The sequence below is a fragment of the Bythopirellula goksoeyrii genome (assembly GCF_008065115.1).
Lineage (GTDB): Bacteria > Planctomycetota > Planctomycetia > Pirellulales > Lacipirellulaceae > Bythopirellula > Bythopirellula goksoeyrii.
The window spans coordinates 1,022,015-1,041,347 of sequence record NZ_CP042913.1; the positions used below are offsets into that span (position 1 = coordinate 1,022,015).

A 19,333-nucleotide genomic window follows, 5' to 3' on the forward strand; every position below is an offset into this window, starting at 1 on the left:
GATGGTTTGTTATTGTGTCACTACCCGCTGAATCAAGAGATGTTGACAGATGCTACCAATCAAACGAACTCTTTGTGCCCTGGTTGGCGTCGTGGCACTCACTCTCAGCCAGATGCAGCCACATGCTAGTGCTGAGGACCAATCACTTTTCAACGGTCGCGACCTCACAGGTTGGTCGGGCAACGCAAAACTGTGGTCCGTTCGCGACGGTCAGATCGTAGGCTCGACGGTCGACAACCCAATTAAGGCGAACACGTTTCTCGTCTGGGAAGGGGGAGAAGTCGGCGATTTTCGTTTGACCTACAAAGCGAGAATCGAAGGCGACAACAATTCCGGCGTCCAATATCGCAGCACGCTCGCTGACCCCGAAACCTGGAAAGTCGTTGGCTACCAGGCGGATATGCATGCGAATCCCGAATACTTGGCGATGCTCTACAGCGAAGGAACCGGGCGCGGGATCGTCGCCACGCGTGGGCAAAAAGTCGTCGTGGAGGAAGCCACTGGCCAACCAAAGGTCGTCGGAAAGACGGCGGATCCAACTCCCGTCGATGTTACACAGTGGCACGACTACGAGATCATTGCCCGAGGCAATCATCTGATTCACAAGCTTGATGGCAAAGTGACGGTGGATGTCACCGACAATCACAAAGAAAATCTCGACCGCGGCATTCTCGCACTGCAAGTCCACACCGGACCACCTATGACCGTGTTCTTCAAGGACATTGTGCTGGAAAAATTTGAGGATGGTGCAGAGGAAACCGAAGCAACTAACACTTCCGAGCAAGGAGCGCAGAATTCAAAACAAGACCAGCCCTCAGAGATTGAAACCGTGGCTAAAGGTTTCAAAGTGGAAAAGGTGTTCGAGGTTCCTCCTTCCATGGGTTCTTGGGTCTCGCTGGCCGTAGACAATAGGGGACGGTTGATTGCCTCAGATCAGCAAGATGCGGGGATGTTCTTGATCAAGCCAGCAAAGCTGGGGACCTCGGAAAAAACTCAGGTACAGAAACTGCCGGTCGAGATTAGCGGTGCTCAAGGGTTGGTCTGGGCGTTCGACGCGCTCTACATGATGGTCAACAATGGTTCGACCCCAGGTCTACACCGATTGACGGACACAAACGACGATGGGCTGGTGGACTCGGACGAGTATCTAATGGAGGTTTCCGGAAGGGGTGAACATGGACCTCATGCGGTGGTTCTCGCTCCGGATGGCAAGTCTTTGTATGTAGCAGGTGGCAATCATACACCCCTTCCCAAGCAGATCGCCGGTAGCCGCCTGCCACAGAATTGGGACGAAGATCTTCTGTTGCCCCGACAATGGGATGCTCGTGGACATGCCAAAGGAATCCTCGCCCCCGGGGGATGGATTTGCCAAGTTGATCCCACAGGAAAGCAGTGGGAAGTCGTAAGCAGCGGTTATCGCAATGAGTATGACATTGCATTCAACGACGATGGAGAACTATTCGCCTACGATGCCGACATGGAATGGGACTTTGGCATGCCCTGGTATCGTCCAACCCGGCTTGTCCACAGCACCAGTGGCAGTGAATTTGGCTGGCGGAGTGGTTCTGGAAAGTGGCCCGAGTATTACGAAGATTCCCTTCCGGCCGTTGTTGATTTTGGCCCTGGATCGCCGACAGGAATTATCTTCGGCTATGGTGCCAAATTCCCAGCAAAATACCAAAAGGCCTTGTTCCTCTTGGATTGGACCTTTGGAACGATCTATGCAGTTCACCTGACTCCCGAGGGATCGAGTTACTCGGGAGACGCGGAGGAATTCATCACAGGCCGACCCCTACCGGTGACAGATGCCGTGATCGGTGATGATGGGGCATTATATTTTACCGTGGGTGGTCGAGGCGTTGATTCGGCTCTCTATCGTGTGACCTATGTGGGTGACGAGCCGACGACTCCTGTTTCGGGTAGCGATCCAGCGAACAGCGAATTGAGGGACCTACGCCATAAGCTCGAGGCGATGCAGGGCCACGGCGGGGGTGACCTCGAACTGATCTTTGCCAATTTGGGAAACCCGGATCGATTTATCCGCTATGCGGCCCGAGTTGCCTTGGAGTCTCAACCGATCGACGATTGGCGTGAACAGGCCCTATCGCTATCCAATCCTCGTGCCACGATTTCGGCCATGATTGCTCTGGCTCGGCAAGGAGGATCCACTGAAAAAGTGCCTGCTCTAGAGGCACTCAACAAGATTGATATCAGCACTCTTGATGAGTCAGAAAAGCTGGCGTTGCTGCGAGCTTACGGCTTGGTATTTATTCGCCTCGGAGAACCCGATGAAGGGACTCGTCAGCAACTGATCGCTAAGTGGGGCCCTCTCTATGCATCACCGGGAAACTCGGATCACTTCAACTTCGAGTTGGCTCAGTTGCTGGTCTATCTTCGGGACTCTGAGGTAATTGGCAAGACGTTGACCTTAATGGACAGCCTTGGGCCCGAGCGCATACCTGATTGGGCTGAACTGGTGAAACGTAACGAAGTCTATGGCAGCACGATTCAAAGCATGCTGGACGATATGCCACCGCTCCGCGCGATTCATTTTGCCTTTGTGTTGAGAAATGCCAAAGATGGCTGGACGCTTCCGCAGCGGCAAAAGTATTTCCAATTCTTCCCGAAAGCTGCTCAGCACCCGGGGGGTGCGAGCTATGCGGGTTTTCTAGATAACATGCGAGATGAAGCCTACGCAACTTGTTCACCCTCTGAAAAAGTATTGCTGGAACCGATCTTGAGCCAATCACTGACTGCCGAACCATTCCAAGCCACCGCGCCGGTTGGACCTGGTCGGCAATGGACAAAGGCAGAGGCACTAAAGGTGCTGAGTGGAAACCTGAAAGGCCGCGACAAGGAAAGCGGCCGCAACTTGTTTCATGCCACCTCCTGTGCCAAATGCCATCGTTTTCGGGGCGAGGGAGGAGCCATTGGCCCCGATCTGTCGACGGTTGCCAACAAGTTTTCGCTCTCGGATGTGCTCGATTCCCTTTTGGAACCAAGCAAGGTCATCTCCGACCAGTACGATTCGCAACAGGTGTTGACTGCAGATGGCCTGCTTCTACAAGGTCGGGTGATTGAACTTGATGATGAATATCAAGTCTACACAGCGGACCCCGATGCACCTCCCGCGATCATTCCACGTGAAGATGTCGAAGAAATCAATCCTTCCAATATCTCTCAGATGCCCACGGGGCTGATCGACACACTTAATGATGAAGAATTGAAAGACTTGGTTGCCTATCTGATGGGAAAATAGAGCCTGTTTGCGAGGTTTTCAGGCCGTTGTTGGAGGGGGAAAAAACTGGTAAAATTTGGGCTTTTCCAAGGTATGCCGTGCGAGGCGTTTCCTCACGGCTGATCTGATTCTGAAGTGGCGTTTTTCCTGCTGCGAAAGGACTCCCCCACGTGTCGACCGACTCCAGCGATCCTCAAGAACCTTCCTTCGATCCCGCGCATGCGATTGCCGCTCGGTTGATTGATTTGCCGATCGAAGATGAGCTAAAAGCCAGCTACCTCACCTACGCGATGAGCGTGATTGTGAGCCGTGCGCTGCCCGATGTACGCGATGGCCTCAAGCCTTCGCAACGACGCATTTTGGTGGCGATGAACGACCTAAATCTCACACCTGGTGCAGGTCGTGTGAAGTGTGCCAAAATCTCAGGCGACACGAGCGGTAACTACCATCCCCACGGCGAAAGCGTGATCTATCCCACGCTCGTGCGTATGGCCCAAGAATGGAACATGCGCCACGTGCTGATCGACAAGCAGGGAAACTTCGGTTCGATCGCCGGCCTGCCCCCGGCAGCCATGCGATATACCGAAGCGCGAATGTCCCCTTTTGCCGCACTGATGCTCGACGATCTCAAACTCGACACGGTGGATTTCGTCCCCACGTACGATGAGCGCCACAGCGAGCCGACCGTATTGCCGGCGAAGTTTCCCAACCTGTTGGTCAACGGCGCCAACGGTATCGCCGTTGGTATGGCAACCAGCATCCCCCCCCACAATCTGGGCGAAGTTTGCCGCGGTGTCATTGCACTTCTGGACAATCCCGAGATCACGGTGCAGGAACTGATGGAGCATGTCCCGGGACCTGATTTTCCTACAGGCGGCATCATCTGTGGCCGGTCGTCAATCTGGAAAGGCTACGAAACAGGCCGCAGCACGATCGTCGTTCGTGCCCGCACTTCCATCGAGGAAACGGGGAAGAAAACTCGGATTATCATTCACGAAATCCCCTACCAACAAGCCCGCGACCGGGTCGAGGAACGCATCGCCCAACTGGCCCAGGATGGCAAGATCCCAGGCATCTCTGCTACCCGTAACGAAAGCGATCTCAAAGAGCCTGTTCGGCTGATACTGGAGCTTAAGCGAGATGCCGATCCCGATGTGGTGTTGAACCAACTCTACAAATTCTCACCTCTGCAGGAGACTTTCTCGGTCATTTTCCTTTCCCTGGTGGACGGAAAGCCTCGTGTGCTGACGCTCAAGGAAATGCTGGGTGAGTTTATCCGTCACCGCGAGACGGTTATCCGCCGCCGCACGCTCTTCCTGTTGGCCAAGGCTCGCAAGCGAAAACATACCGTCCAGGGCCTCTTGCTCGCCCACGCTAATATCGATGAAGTGATTCGCGTTATTCGAGCCTCGAAGACCCAGCCAGAGGCCAAGCAGGCTCTCATGGCGATCAAGACTCCCGGGGCACTGCTCGAGAGGGCACTCGGGGCCGAAGGATACGCCCAGTTTCAAGAGGAACGTGGCGTGGCCGAGGAGTATTCGCTCTCGCCAGTGCAGGCTGACGCGATCCTCCGCATGACCTTGGGTCAGTTGGTCAATCTCGAACAAGAAAAGCTTGCCGAGGAGCATGGCAAGCTAATGGAAGAAATTACAGAGCATGTTGGCATTCTGGGCGACCAGGAGAAAATCCGCAGCATCATCCGCGAAGATTGCGAAATGCTGATCGCCAAGCATTCGGACCCCCGTCGCACTGAGATTTCTAACGAAGAAATTGGTGACGTTGATCTGGAAGACCTGATCGAAGAAGAGCAGATGGTCGTTTCGATTTCGCACAATGGCTATATCAAGAGAACCCCGTCGAGTGTTTACCGTGCTCAGCGCCGGGGAGGCAAGGGCATCAAGGGAGCCAAGGTCGACGAGGATGATCCCGTTGAGCATCTGTTTGTCACCAGTACCCACGACTATTTACTGTTCTTCACGTCGAAAGGCAAAGTCTATTGGCAAAAAGTGTATAACTTGCCCCAGCTTTCCCGGGATGCGAAAGGGAGGGCCGTGGTGAATCTGTTGAATCTGGCCGAAGACGAAAGCATCACCGACTGCCGGGCGGTCCGCGATTTTGATCTGCCCGATCACTATTTGATCATGGCCACTAAGCAAGGTTTGGTGAAAAAGACAGAACTCAAAGCATACAGTCGCCCTCTCAAGAGCGGCATCATCGCTATTAAGCTTCGCGAAGACGACGAGTTGGTCGACGTGGCCATTACCAAGAGCGGCGATGAATTGGTCCTCTCTACTGCCAAGGGGATGGCGATTCGCTTCAACGAGTCGGACGCCCGTCCGATGGGCCGCAATACTAGCGGGGTTAAAGGAATCAAGCTCTCCAAGGGGGACAGCCTGGTGGGAATGGTCGTCGCCGATCCCGATGCGACCTTGCTCACCGCTTGCGCCAACGGCTACGGCAAGCGAACCCCCTTCGGCCCCAACGCGATCCCTGAATCCACCTCTGATGAGCCTGCTTCAGCGGGCGACGAATCGGATTCTGAAGACGAAACCAGCAGCTCCTTCCGCTATCGCACGCAGAATCGTGGCGGCAAGGGAGTCCGCGATATCAAAACCACTGAGCGCAACGGCCCCGTGGTTGATATCGTCCGGGTCGATGACCAAGACGAGCTGATGATGATGACCGCCCGCGGCAAAATCCAACGGGTCAAAGTGAGCGACTTCAACCCCATCGGCCGCAACACGCAAGGCGTACGCATCATGACGCTTGATGAAGGGGACACTCTCACCGCTGTGGTACGTGTCCCACAGGAAGAAACGGTGGAGGCTGAGGTACTCTCTGCAGATCCTGATGCTGTAGAACCGCCATCAACGGACGAGACGCCCCCAGGCGAGTGATTGAAACCAGTTTCTCTCAGAATTCCAACACGAGTCCATCCGTGCCTATTTCCGTTTTAGGAAAAATCTTCTTGGCTGCAGCCAAGGGGAGCGCGGAGTCATCAGCAAGCGCAGGGTTGATGTGTACCAAGACCAGGCGGCCCACCTCAGCGGCTTTGGCAACTTGTACAACGGGCGTGATGCAACTGTGACCTGTTAACTCGGCCTGTTCAGGCTCCGTGTCATCAAAGAAGCATTCATGGATCAAGAGATCGACTCCACGAATTCGCTCGATGTAATCAACGTCCGGGGCGGCAACCGTATCGGTCACGTAGGCCATGGAGCGGTCAGGCCAATCGATACGGTACCCCACCGAGCCTCCTGGGTGCCGCAGCGGAAAATGTGTGAGCACTCCGCCGTCGGCCAAGGTGATTCGTGGTTCGAGTGGGCACATCTTAAGTGGCGGATCGACGGGAAACAATAATTCTGAAAATAGATGCGACCGCAGTGCCTCAAGTTTCTCGGGTTCACCGTGCACGGTGACAGTCTCAAGAGAGGTTCCTGCTAAGATACCGAAAATGAACGTGAGTCCCATCACATGGTCCAAATGAGCATGCGAAAGATACACATCAAGCGTGTCGGTACATAAGTAATCATTGACCCTGTACATCGCCGATCCGGCATCAAAGACGACTCCCAATTCCGGCAACATCAAACAGGCCGTATGCCTGCGATCGTTGGGGTGGTAGCCGCTTGTTCCCAGTAAAACTAATTTCATAGGGGTCCCGGATGAGTCCTTGATCTGTTGCGTACCTAATTCCACGCAATAGTGCAAAGCTAGGGCGGTCTGCTATTGTACAGGGAGTGGGGCAGCCAATCTATTGCAACCTACTGCAAAGGGCGTGCCCTACACATCTCAATCCTAGCATTTTTCTCGGAGCGAATATGCAGAGCGGAAGCATTCTCAATCGACTACCGGTGATTATTATCGCTCTTTTGGCAGTCTCAGCGGCGGTGGGGCTGACGATCGCGTTGCAAAATTCCCCCAAGGGACCCGTGGTGGTGATTTATACTGCCCTGGATGAGCAATTCTCACGCCCGATACTCGATAAATTCACTGAGCAAACGGGAATTCGTGTGCTCGCCAAGTACGACACCGAGTCTACCAAGAGCGTCGGGCTTACCCAGGCTCTGTTTGCCGAACGTTCGAGGCCTCGTTGCGATGTGTTCTGGAACAACGAGATGGTCAATACCCTGCGTCTGGCGCGAGACGGTCTGTTGCAGGATCGCGACAGTTCCCTCTACGCGGAATTTCCAACCGAATACCGCTCAAAGGAGAATCTTTGGTGTGGATTCGCCGCCCGCGCGCGCGTTCTGCTGGTGAATACAGACCTCGTTTCCGATCAGGATTTCCCTTCAGGTATTGAAGACCTCTGCGATCCCATGTGGAAAGATCGTGTAGGAATCGCCAAGCCACTCGCCGGCACCACGGCCAGCCACGCAGCTTGCCTCTTCGCGGTTTGGGGCGAAGAACGAACCAAAGATTTCTTTCGACGCTTGAAGGCGAACGCCCAAGTTCTCGGTGGCAACAAACAGGTCGCCCGCGCCGTGGCGACCGGTTCTCTGGCCTTCGGCATCACCGATACCGACGACGCACTCATTGAACTCGAAGCGGGATTCCCTGTCGCGATCATCTATCCCGATCAGGAGGAAGATCAGCTGGGCACTCTTTTCATTCCCAATACAGTTGCGATGGTCAAGGGTGCCCCGCACGAAAAGTCTGCACAGAAGTTGATCGAATTTCTGCTCTCTCCTGAAGTTGAAGAAATACTGGCTGCCGGACCTAGCGCACAAATCCCACTCAGGCCAGGAGTGCCAAAAAGCGATCGTGTGGAGTCGCCCGCCACGGTCAAGGCGATGCAAGTTGATTTCCAAAAAGCCGCGGCCACGTGGAATGCTGCGGCGCAGTTTTTACGCAGCGAATTCGCAACGGCCGAGTGATTTGTTAGCCGCGACGCGCCGCGAAGTCCTGCTTCGCAAAGTGGAGCGCGCCCAGCGCGGCAACGTAGCAAGGTCGTCAGCAAGTGTCTCTTCGCAATCTCTAGCACGTGCCATAATTATCCTCCGACCCTCGGGCTTTATGGTCAGCCCAATACGCTTTTGCTGTTTCGATATCGCGATCACAGTAGACTCGATAACCAGGCCCGTAATCGATACGCAACTCACACACACCATCTCCAACCGTTTTGTGGCGAATTCCGCAGTGATAAGGAACACCATTCAAGTTGAGACCGTCCCGAGGCACCAGATCCCCTACTGCGAACGTTGCCATAGCAAGCATCATTATGGCTTACGTCGAGAATTAACCACCCAAGACAGAGTTTCGCTCGATGAGTTGTGTATGTGGACAATAACCTGCGCCGGCGTTTCACACTTGGGCAGGTACACGCCTTGTATGAGCCTAAGATGGCTTTAGATCTGTGTAGGCATTACTTGCTACCGAGGCGATCGGTGGGCTTTCTTGTTCACGTGGGGAGTTGTGAATTGGATACTCTGAGAATTTGTATTGAACTGAAAATGTTCTCGTCATCCTTAGTTTCAGTCCCGAGGTCGACTCGGATACGATGGGCTCCTGCCCATGGAGCAATGTCGAATGAATCGAGCACGCGGACAACTCGATCACGAAAGGGACCGACCAAGACATGCACCATTTCACCCTGTTGAAATGGTTCGCCATTCTTCAGGCTGCGAGAGTAATAAAATGGTCCTAAGATAGGCCAACCAATTAGGATACCGACAAAGTACCCCAACAGTGCGGCCAGTAAACAGCAGCCTATGAATAGGAGAGGGTCAGGCCATCCGGAGGGGCGGAGTAGCAGCGGCCAGCAACTTCTTACAACCCACAAAACGAAACCAAGTGGGATCACCATGAGCCAGAGCTTGCTTGGCCACTCGTTCGCTACGAAGTAGTGAATTGGACTTGGTTTCTTCATCCTTCGAGTCCAGAACAAAAATAGCATCGTTTCTGTTTCATTCAATAAGATGCCAGCTCTTCAGATAGTTGCAAGGCGTAAATCAATCACGACCAAGGCAAAAGTCCAGCCTTGCACTTGCAGCTACCAGAAACTGCCTCGCCTTCATCGACCGAAGCACTTTCGGTTCAGCCAGAGGCAGGAACCGCCCGGGCGAATATGCTCGTCTTGCCTTGGAGACCTCAGAGCCCCCGACGGTGACGGCGCCTTGGGCGTTGGCCAGGAGGGGCCGGTTTCTTCTCAGCTGGTTCCGCGTCGGCGCGTGCTTCTTGCGGTGGAGCAGCAGTAGCGACCGTTTGGAATCCTTCGATTTCGTCACGCTTCAACAGAGTGTTGATGAGCATTTCGATCCGTGTGAGTTCGATTCCCTGTTCGGGGGTAACAAAAGAATAAGCGACTCCCTCACGTCCCATGCGGCCTGTGCGTCCCACCCGATGGACATAATCGTCGGAGGATTGGGGCAGATCATAGTTGACAATGTGCGAAATATTGGAAACATCGATGCCGCGACCGACGACATCTGTGGCGATCAAGATCTTCACGTCTCCGGCACGAAATTTACGCATGACTCGATCCCGGGCTGACTGCTGCATGTCACCATGGATGAGGTCCACCGAGGGTGTTTTCTTCGAAAGTTTGTTGTGCAATCGATCCGTGCCACGCTTGGTGCGACAAAAGACAATCGCCTGCTCGGGATCTTCTCGCTGAATCAGTCGGACCAAAAGTTCGTACTTGCGCTCCTCATCGACCGAAAAATAATGCTGCTCGATCGTGTCGACCGTCTTGTTCTTCGGCGAAAAGTCCATGATCTCCGGGTCGACCATGTAGCGTTTGGCAAGTCGCTCGATTCCCGGGGCCACGGTCGCACTTAAGAGCAGTGTCTGCCGTTTCTGGGGACAACGGCGAAGTATTTTCTCAATATCGGGACGAAAACCGATATCGAGCATCCGATCGGCCTCATCCAGAACAACGAATTCCAGTTTCTCCAGCTTTAAAGCACTGCGAGACAAGAGATCAATCACGCGACCCGGCGTGCCGACGACAATGTCCGCTCCACGGCCCAATCGATCGATTTGCTGCCGAATGGGCTTACCACCATAGACTGCCTGGCAACGCGTCTTGCGGCCGTGGGCCAACTTGCTGATTTCGTCCCGTACCTGGACGGCCAATTCGCGCGTGGGAACCAGCACGAGCGCTTGAGGCAACGGCCCGCATGACTCTGTGCCAAGTCGCTCCAAGATGGGAATCGCAAAAGCTGCTGTCTTCCCGGTACCAGTGCGCGCCTGACCCAGCACATCGACACCCGCGATTGCCCTAGGAATGATTCCCGCTTGAACAGGTGAAGGCTCATGATATGAGGCAGCAACCAGCGAAGCCAACATCACATCCGAGAGGCCAAGTTGGGCAAATGTAGGAGCAGGTCCAGAGTCAGGCGTCTCTTCGCTCGAAGCAGGATTAGTAACCAAAATGAGTCGGATTTCGTTCTGAGGAATTCGGCACGAGTGGTATAACCACAAGTCTGGCATGGCCTACTGGGACATTCCGTGTAGTCCAAACCATGAAAAGAGGCTAACACTTCTGGCTTAAGGGGTCAATTGACCGCCCAGAAGCATAGAAAAACCGATTGCGCCCCATGGACGCAATCGGCTCGTAAGATTTGTGGCCTTCGAATCGCACTAGAAAGTAGATTCGCCAAGGGCTCACTATTTCTTGGCAGTCTTCTTCTTGGCGACGCGCTTCTTGGTGCTTCGCTTAGCGGGAGCAGCCTTTGCGGCGGTCTTCTTCTTGGCTGCCTTCTTCTTTGGCGACTTCTTGGCTGCCTTCTTCTTCGTGGACTTCTTGGCAGCTTTCTTCTTGGTCGACTTCTTGGCCGCAGCCTTTTTCTTAGTCGATTTCTTAGCGGCCTTCTTGGGAGCTGCCTTAGCAGCCTTCTTCTTCGTGGACTTTCTTGCTGTTGTAGCCATAGCCTTTTGGGCTCCTTCCGTGATTGCGCCCGGTATTGATATGGTTCTCCCTCTGGGCGCTCAGAAAGAAAGGGAGGAACCCACTTAGAATTGAATAGAACTGCTTTCTCAAGACAATTTCTCTAGGCTGCAGTTCTAATGACTCCTCATAAAGTTGCTGGGGGGACGACTTATCGCGTAGGCGGATAACAGGGCCTGGAGATAGTGAGTTGGATATGCCGTCAGTTTATGAATTAGATAAAATGAAAATCAGGATCTAGGTTTGAATGACAATACGTGGATCGTAGGAAGCTGTGATCAGTATAAAGTTGGTTTGATTAATCGTCAAAACTTTGGTGTATGAATTACTCGAATCGGTCACAAATCCACAATCGATTCCAACAACTTCCTTCGACTGCGCGCAATTGAACCAATTACTTATTGATCTCGTCAATACGAATTTGCAAAATATTTGGAAATCCGTAAGCCTGGCGAGCACTTTTGGGACTCGCGGATAGAATTGACCAAGGGGTGAATTCGGTTCACTGGGTGGCTTCAAGACGATCGGCGAGCCCAGGCAATCAAGTCTTCCGTCTGCTCGGCAAACCCATGGCGATCGGTGCCAAGTGGGCTCTTGAAGAAGCTGCCGAGTACCCCCAATGCACCGGTCTCTCCCCGCTCTTGAGCAACCAAAACAAAGCGCACCAGATCGAGCACCAGAGGGGCCGCCAGGAGCGAATCGCAGCCCTGCCAAGTGAGCTGCAAAGTCATCGGAGTCTGCAAAAAACCGCGGAAATGTACGTGATCCCACGCGGTTTTCCAATCGCCCAGACTGGCGATATGCTCGATCGACACAAGGCTCTGGGGGGCGTATCCGAGGATTCGTTCTAGGAGTTGATCCTTGCTTTTCACCTTCGAAGCTTTGTTGTCTGGATCACTCAAAACCTTGCCGTCGAGATTGCCAAAAATATTGTGTCCGACCCAACTCATGACCTCCAAATTCCTGGAAGCGAACATGGGAGCTAGCACGCTCTTCAGGAGGGTCTCACCCGTCTTGGCGTCCCGACCGGCGTGGCAAATATTTTTTTTTCGAGCAAGCTCATCGATACCCTTCGGGGTAGCTCCTAAAGAGGGGGTGAAATTGATATAGGGCATACCCAACTCCAAGGCTCCGATGGCGTAGAGGCTGCTGGCCGGCAAGGGACAATCAGGTTGCCCGAGTTGCTCCTCGGCTGCCTCCCAGGTCTCAGGCCACAAGGAAGAATCCACCAGGGCCTCGGTAGATGCCAGATTCACAACCACCACGTTGTCGAGTCGCTCACGCTGCTGAAAATCCCTCAAGTCGGCCTGCACCCGGTCCACAGCATCGCGGGCACTTTTTTCAACCGCGACATCTGGGGAGGCCAAATCACGAATGGTGGGCCCCACATTCCACAGGACACCCGGACGGATATTGGCTTCGGCCGAAGCAAGGAAATCTTGACTCTTTTCCAAGGCAACGGCTTCAATGACTCGGCTGTCGTGATGCAGCCGTTGTGCCTCGTCTTGTAAGGTAGAAGAGCGAATTTCGTGACCTCCCACGACAAATTGGTCCCAATTCGTCAAAGGCAGGTGGGCGAATTCGGCAAGACAGCTCACCAGGCCAGTCTCTGGCGTTAACCCGTTGCGGAGAGCCGAGAGTCCTACAAGTGTTGTGACGGAAACCCCTCCACGGGCTCCGATGATCCAGATTCCGATTCGTGGGGTGCTCATAAGTTGAATGGCAAGTAAGTCAGAGAGTAACGGGGGAGGATATTGGCCGAGGGGGTGCAGCTTCTCAACGCAACTACACTAGGAACCGGCTCCGGCAAGGTTTATGATTGTCGCATTACCCGGCGAAGAGCGTCAACAGGCGAGGTCGGGACGAACTGACACCCCTTTCTCGCTCAGAATGGCGACCTACCTCCATGTTAGAAACTGTTGATTTAGCCCCTCGGGACGCAATCCTGGGACTCACCGTGGCATTCAATGAGGATCCACGATCCGAAAAAGTGAATCTGAGTGTCGGAGTCTATCAAGATGAACACGGCAAGACTCCAACTCTTGGGAGTGTTGTCGAGGCCGAAAACATCCTGGCGGCAGGGCCCTCCAACAAGGCCTATCTGCCTATTTCAGGATCACCTGGATACTCGGAGGTTGTTCAGGAGTTGGTGTTTGGCCCTGAGTACCAGACGGCCGGGCACTTAGCCGGAGCACACACCCCCGGAGGTACAGGAGGTCTGCGGGTAGCTGCCGATTTCCTCCATGCGAATTTCCCTCAAGCGACCGTGTGGCTCAGCGAGCCCACGTGGCCCAATCATCCCAGCGTTTTTGCCGCAGCAGAAGTTCCAACCAAGACTTACCCTTACTTCGACCAACAGACCAATAGTCTTGCCTTCGAGCAAATGCTCGCTGCCATCGAAAAAATGCCTGCTGGCGACGTGATCCTTCTACATGGCTGCTGCCACAATCCGACGGGGATAGATCCCACGGCTAAAGAGTGGCAGCAAATCGTCCAAGCGGTTGCCAAGCGTGGATTGTTGCCCTTTCTCGACTTTGCCTATCAGGGTTTCGGGGACGGGCTTGATGAAGATGCGGCTGGAGTGCGCGAGTTTCGCAATGCGGGAGGCGATCTGATCGTTTGCAGTTCCTTCTCTAAGAATTTCGGCCTCTATCGAGAGCGAGTCGGAGCCCTGTCCATCGCTTGCGCCACGAACGACGCCGCCACAGCCGTGCAGAGCCAGATCAATCGTGCAATTCGGGCGAATTACTCGAATCCACCAGCCCACGGGGCAGCCATCGTTGAAACAATTCTTCGCGATCAAAATCTTCGAGAAACCTGGGAAAAAGAACTTTCTGCCATGCGGGACCGTATAAACGGGATGCGCCAGCAATTGGTCGATTCACTAGAGGCGAAGGGGGTGCCGGGAGACTACTCTTTTATCACGCGACAGCGAGGCATGTTCTCCTTTTCCGGACTAACGAAGGACCAGGTCGAACAACTTCGCGAGCAATATGCTATCTATATAGTAGGTTCTGGACGTATCAATGTTGCCGGTTTGACCCCCGCCAACATCGACCGAGTAACCGAGGCAATCGGCGCCGTGGTCAGCAAGAGTGCTTGACTCGCAAAGTTTCGCCGCAGTGTTCCTAAAATAGCTCCAAAGGTGGTAGCAACGTGAACATCCTGTTCGCCACATCCGAAGCAGCCCCATTTTCCAAAACGGGAGGCCTGGGCGACGTCTGTGGAAGTCTCCCACGCGAGCTTTACACGCTGGGTCATCGCCCTGCTGTGATCTTGCCCGCTTTTCGCCAGGTCTATCAGGCAGGGCTCCCTATCGAATCGACTGGCATCAGCTTTGAGATCCCCATCGGTCAAAAGCGCGTGGGTTGCCAGATTCTTGAGAGCCACTTGCCCGATTCGGCAGTCCCTGTGTACTTCATAGAGAACCACGACTACTACGATCGCCCTCAATTTTATGGAGAGAATGGGGAAGAGTATCGTGACAACTGCGAACGATTCGTGTTCTATAGTCGAGCCGTGCTGGAAGCGATCCGCCAACTCGAACTAGGGACCGAACTCATTCATTGCAATGATTGGTGCGCGGGCCTAATCCCTGCCTACCTGAAAACGCTCTATGCCGAAGAAGCCCCCTTCGACCAGATCGCATCACTCTACACGATTCACAATCTGGCCTACCAAGGCAGTTTCTGGCACTGGGACATGGCGCTGACTGGTATCGATTGGAAATATTTTAACTGGCGATACATGGAATTCTTCGGCAACTTGAATTTCATGAAGTCGGCAATCGTCTTCGCCGACACGATCAACACGGTGAGCCCTACTTATGCCCAAGAGATCCTCCACCCGCCATTAAGTTGCGGTTTGGAAGGGGCACTTGAACATCGGCGCAATGATCTGTTTGGCATCATCAATGGAGTTGACTACGCAGAGTGGAACCCAGCGATCGATCCCTATCTGGCACCCAACAATTACGATGCAGAACGACTATCTATCGGCAAGACTGCCTGCAAAGAGGCACTGCAGCGTGAAATGAACCTACCGGTGAATTCTGGAATTCCGCTGGTGGCTGCCGTTGGCAGGCTGGCCGATCAGAAAGGATTCGACCTGATTTCGAGGGTCATGGAGCAGTGGGCCACTGAAAAAGAGGTTCAATGGGTCATCCTCGGAACTGGCGATCCAAAGTACCACCAAGTATTAGGAAAACTTGCCGCGGAACATCCCGACAAAATTGCCGTGAGGCTGGAATTTTCCAATGAGTTGGCCCATCGTATCGAAGCCGGTGCCGACATGTTCCTCATGCCCAGCCAGTATGAACCGTGCGGACTCAATCAACTCTACAGTCTTAAGTACGGTACCGTTCCCATCGTCCGCGCGACAGGGGGATTGGCGGATACCGTCGTTGATGTGAATGCCGAGTCCTTGGCAGAGGGGACCGCAACAGGTTTTAGCTTCAACGAGTACACAACACTCGCACTTTCTGAGGCGTTAAATCGGGCGTGTTCGATGTTTGCCGACAAGCCTTCATGGCACAAGCTGATTCAGACGGGCATGCGACAAGATTGGTCCTGGAGTAACAGTGCCCGCGAGTACAGCAATCTCTATAAACGCACCCTCGCCCAGGCACGGCAGGGTGTGTTGAGTTGAAGTTGTCTGATTGCATGCAATGAAGAACTCAGCGCCAAATACTTTCTAGGGAGCAAAAACCTGAATAGTCAGCCGGTTTTCGAGTTACGCATCGACCCCGTCACCGGCCGGCGGGTCTTGATTGCTGAAGGCCGCGCAGCTCGGCCCAACGATTTCACTACTGCCCCCGTCGAGCAGCCAAAGTCCCACGGGCCTCTGGCAAATTGTCCTTTCTGTCGCGGCAACGAACACCAAACCCCCCGCGAGTTGGCTCAGCGCACCGATGACCAGGACAACTGGCAGGTCCGGGTGGTGCCGAATAAGTATCCCGCCGTCTCGTTGGAACCGCCGGTCTGTGAGAGTGAATCAAGCGAGCTCCATCGCGGGGAGGTGGCCGCGGGGACTCACGAAGTCATCATCGATTCGCCGCGGCACCTCCGCGACTGGACAGAGCTACCTGTCGACTCCATTTCGGAGGTTTTGAGAGTGTATGCGGACAGACTGCGGCATGCCTACGAACATCTGAATCTGCCAGCGGCCCTGATCTTCAAGAATGTCGGCGTGCAGGGGGGTGCTTCGCTGGAACATGTGCATACCCAAATGATGGCGTTCCCCTTCGTGCCAGAAACACTAGATCAGGAGCTTCAGGCTGCTGTCGACTACAAATCTCGAAATATGAAGTGTCTCTATTGCGAGATTATCGCTGATGAACTCACTCATCGCCGGCGACTCGTACATGAAAACGACCACTATTTGGCTTTCTGTGCGTACGCAGGTCGCCAGCCCTATGAGAGTTGGATTCTTCCTAAGAAGCATGCTGGCAGTTTTACCGACTTTGCTGAACCGGCAGCTCTAGCAGAAACATTGCGAGCGGTGATTGTGCGCATCTCTGGAATTCTTCCCGCCCCGGCGTACAATCTCATTCTGCACACCGCTCCAATGGGTGACCCCCGCTCCGACACTTTCCACTGGCACTGGGAGTTGATCCCACGAAGCACTTCGCTAGCAGGACTCGAATGGGGAGGTGGCGTATTCATTAATTCCATATCACCGGAACGAGCGGCACGTACCCTGCTTGAGATAAACATCTGAGAAAATCCTGCCGATTCAGTAAACTGGGCTAACTTCGTTGGCTCTTTGCCTTGTACTGTTTATGCCGTGATTTGGCTCGTTAAAGCCCGATCATTCCCAATAGTTCAATGGGTTATGGCTAGCATTACATTCAAAGACCGGCAATCCTAGAATAGAACGAACAACCGTTAGCCAAGTTCACCTCGAACCCGCACATAGAATTCATCATGAACCAGCCCCTGCGACTTGTCCTGGTCCTCCACAATCACCAGCCCATCGGCAATTTCGATGGTGTGTTTGAGCAGGCCTATCAGGACAGCTATCTGCCGTTCTTGAATGTCTTCGAGCGTTACGAAAAGTTGCGCATAGCCTTGCACACGAGCGGTTCGCTCATGGAATGGCTCGATGCCAACCATCCTGAGTACGTCGACCGCTTGGCAAATTTGGTCAGCAAAGGGCGGATCGAAATTGTCGGAGGTGCTTATTTTGAGCCCATCCTGACGATGATTCCCTCGCGTGACCGTCGGGGACAGATCACTACTTATACCGAGTGGCTCCAACAGCGGCTTGGCGCCTCAGTGCGAGGCATGTGGGTCCCTGAACGAGTGTGGGAGCAGTCGCTTACTAGCGATCTAGCTCACTCGAATATCAATTACACAGTACTCGACGACTTCCATTTCAAGAATGCGGGGCTGACCACCGAGCAGCTTCACGGCTACTACGTCACCGAAGACGATGGCAATCTGCTCAATGTGTTCCCCGGTAGCGAGCAGTTGCGCTATCTGATCCCTTTTCAGCATGCAGACGAATCGATCAACTATCTTCGCTCTGTGGCCGAGCAACATCCGGGTGCGGTCGTCGTATTTGGCGACGACGGTGAGAAGTTTGGCACTTGGCCTGGCACGAAGGAGCACGTGTACGATCGAGGTTGGCTCGCCCAGTTCTTCGATGCCCTGAGTGCAAATAGCGACTGGCTCCAAGTGACAACTCCCGGCGAAGTGGTCCAGAATGTTCCACCGCTTGGCAAGCTCTACATTCCTGAGGGGAGCTATCGTGAGATGACCGAGTGGGCACTCCCGGCAGCGAAAATCAATGAGTATGAAGACTTGCATCACGATTTTGAGGAACAAGGTATCTGGCACCGCGTTGCACCCTTCGTGAAGGGTGGCTACTGGCGGAACTTTAAAGTGAAATACCCCGAAACCAATGTGATGTACTCTCGGATGCAGTTGGTAAGTCGGCGACTTGAACAACTCCTCAAGGAAGGTGCCCGCGGGGAACTGATCGATCAGGCGCGCTTGGAACTCTATCGAGGACAGTGCAATTGTAGCTATTGGCATGGGGCGTTTGGTGGCGTTTACCTGCCCCATTTGCGCAACGGAGTGTACCAGCACTTGATCGCAGCCGAGAATCTACTCAACCAGTACGAAAATCGTGGTTGGCAGCTCGATCAGCAATCGTGGGTCGAGATCGACGCAGCCGACTTCAACTTAGATGGCCGGCCAGAAAGCCGATTGGCGAACAATCGGTTGCTGCTCTTGGTCTCACCTGTCGAGGGGGGGCAAATTTACGAATTTGATGTGAAAACCATTTGCCACAACTTGCAGGCGACCCTCACACGGCGTCCCGAGGCCTACCATCGCAAAGTACTTAATGGCCCCAGTAATAGCCGCGACGACGTTGCCAGCATCCACGATCAGGTCGTCTTCAAGCAAGAAGGGCTCAACGAGCGATTGGGTTACGATACCTGGTCTCGGAATTCGCTCGTGGACCATTTCTACTCGGTACATGTCCCCCGCGAAGCGGTCGTAGCCGGCAATGCTGAGGAAATCGGCGATTTCGTCCATGGCCCCTACGAAGCCAAGCTCCGCCGCGCTGCGGGTCGGGTTCAGTTGCAATTGGCCCGCGAAGGGAATGTCGGAGGGAAGCGAATTCAGATCACCAAGGGGATTACACTCACCGATGAAGACTCTACGATTGAGATCGCCTACTTCGTAGAAAACCTACCAGATCAACACGAATTCCTCTTCGCCCCAGAGCTGAATTTCGCAGGCCTTCCCTCCGGAGCCGACGACCGCTATTTCTACAACGCGGAGAAACAGTCTCTCGGGCAGCTAGGAGGTCATCTCGATCTCACCGAAATCACTGATCTCGGCATGGTAGACGAGTGGCTAGGAATCGACGTCGGCTTAGCCTTTGATCGGCCCACGGCAATTTGGACCTACCCCGTCGAGACGGTCAGCCAGAGTGAAGGCGGATTTGAACTCGTGCATCAATCGGTCGCCGTCGTCCCCCACTGGCACCTAGTGCCCGACGCCAACGGTTGCTGGAGCGTGACGATGCGTCTCTCGGTCGATACGAGTGTTGCCGAAGGACGGATGATGGAAGCCGTGGTGGCGGCGACGGTGTAGAGCAGGGTGAAATTGCCTCTGCGCAACGCCCATTCCAACATTTAAGTTAGGGCAAATCCCCAGTAGTTGCCGCCCAGGATTATTCTTTGCAGAGAA

13 protein-coding genes are annotated in these 19,333 nt (G+C 54.1%); 7 read left to right on the forward strand and 6 right to left on the reverse strand.

What is annotated here, in order from left to right; genetic code table 11:
- Nucleotides 1-49 precede the first annotated feature (49 nt).
- Nucleotides 50-3,259 carry a family 16 glycoside hydrolase gene (locus tag Pr1d_RS04095; RefSeq protein WP_148072335.1) on the forward strand — a complete coding sequence of 1,070 codons (3,210 nt, stop codon included), beginning with the start codon at nt 50-52 and terminating at the stop codon, nt 3,257-3,259.
- A gap of 149 nt (nt 3,260-3,408) precedes the next feature.
- Entirely contained in the window at nt 3,409-6,135 is a 2,727-nt protein-coding gene (gyrA, locus tag Pr1d_RS04100) for a DNA gyrase subunit A (RefSeq protein ID WP_390622076.1), read from the forward strand.
- Between the two features lie 16 nt (nt 6,136-6,151).
- Here the strand turns inward: gyrA and Pr1d_RS04105 are convergent, their stop codons facing one another.
- Nucleotides 6,152-6,892, reverse strand: a complete 741-nt coding sequence (locus Pr1d_RS04105) for an MBL fold metallo-hydrolase (RefSeq protein WP_148072336.1) — start codon at nt 6,890-6,892, stop codon at nt 6,152-6,154.
- 167 nt (nt 6,893-7,059) lie between these two features.
- On the opposite strand from Pr1d_RS04105, the gene Pr1d_RS04110 reads away from it, so the two are divergent.
- Nucleotides 7,060-8,115, forward strand: a complete 1,056-nt coding sequence (locus Pr1d_RS04110; protein WP_148072337.1) for an extracellular solute-binding protein — start codon at nt 7,060-7,062, stop codon at nt 8,113-8,115.
- A 100-nt stretch (nt 8,116-8,215) separates the two neighbouring features.
- On the opposite strand, the gene Pr1d_RS25970 is transcribed toward Pr1d_RS04110, so the two are convergent.
- The 5 genes from Pr1d_RS25970 to Pr1d_RS04135 all read right to left on the reverse strand — a co-directional run bounded on the left by Pr1d_RS25970 (nt 8,216) and on the right by Pr1d_RS04135 (nt 12,841).
- The gene (locus Pr1d_RS25970; RefSeq protein WP_210417883.1) at nt 8,216-8,446 is read right to left on the reverse strand and encodes a type II toxin-antitoxin system RelE/ParE family toxin; all 231 of its coding nucleotides are present in this window, start codon (nt 8,444-8,446) and stop codon (nt 8,216-8,218) included.
- Nucleotides 8,447-8,639: 193 nt separating this feature from the next.
- Nucleotides 8,640-9,107: a hypothetical protein gene (locus Pr1d_RS04120; RefSeq protein ID WP_148072338.1), complete on the reverse strand. Its 468-nt coding sequence runs from the start codon at nt 9,105-9,107 to the stop codon at nt 8,640-8,642.
- A gap of 221 nt (nt 9,108-9,328) precedes the next feature.
- Nucleotides 9,329-10,672 (reverse strand): DEAD/DEAH box helicase, encoded by a 1,344-nt coding sequence (locus tag Pr1d_RS04125; RefSeq protein WP_148072339.1) that lies wholly within the window; start codon nt 10,670-10,672, stop codon nt 9,329-9,331.
- A gap of 177 nt (nt 10,673-10,849) precedes the next feature.
- Nucleotides 10,850-11,110 carry a hypothetical protein gene (locus tag Pr1d_RS04130; RefSeq protein WP_210417884.1) on the reverse strand — a complete coding sequence of 87 codons (261 nt, stop codon included), beginning with the start codon at nt 11,108-11,110 and terminating at the stop codon, nt 10,850-10,852.
- Between the two features lie 534 nt (nt 11,111-11,644).
- Nucleotides 11,645-12,841, reverse strand: coding sequence for an inositol-3-phosphate synthase (locus tag Pr1d_RS04135; protein WP_148072340.1), 1,197 nt, complete (start codon nt 12,839-12,841; stop codon nt 11,645-11,647).
- Between the two features lie 194 nt (nt 12,842-13,035).
- On the opposite strand from Pr1d_RS04135, the gene Pr1d_RS04140 reads away from it, so the two are divergent.
- The 4 genes from Pr1d_RS04140 to Pr1d_RS04155 all read left to right on the forward strand — a co-directional run bounded on the left by Pr1d_RS04140 (nt 13,036) and on the right by Pr1d_RS04155 (nt 19,237).
- Nucleotides 13,036-14,232, forward strand: a complete 1,197-nt coding sequence (locus tag Pr1d_RS04140; RefSeq protein ID WP_148072341.1) for an amino acid aminotransferase — start codon at nt 13,036-13,038, stop codon at nt 14,230-14,232.
- Between the two features lie 53 nt (nt 14,233-14,285).
- Nucleotides 14,286-15,776: a glycogen synthase GlgA gene (glgA, locus tag Pr1d_RS04145; protein ID WP_148072342.1), complete on the forward strand. Its 1,491-nt coding sequence runs from the start codon at nt 14,286-14,288 to the stop codon at nt 15,774-15,776.
- A gap of 90 nt (nt 15,777-15,866) precedes the next feature.
- On the forward strand, nt 15,867-16,847 hold the full coding sequence (galT, locus tag Pr1d_RS04150; protein ID WP_261343825.1) for a galactose-1-phosphate uridylyltransferase: 981 nt from the start codon (nt 15,867-15,869) through the stop codon (nt 16,845-16,847).
- A gap of 206 nt (nt 16,848-17,053) precedes the next feature.
- Nucleotides 17,054-19,237: an alpha-amylase/4-alpha-glucanotransferase domain-containing protein gene (locus Pr1d_RS04155; RefSeq protein ID WP_148072344.1), complete on the forward strand. Its 2,184-nt coding sequence runs from the start codon at nt 17,054-17,056 to the stop codon at nt 19,235-19,237.
- The last annotated feature ends 96 nt before the right edge of the window (nt 19,238-19,333 follow it).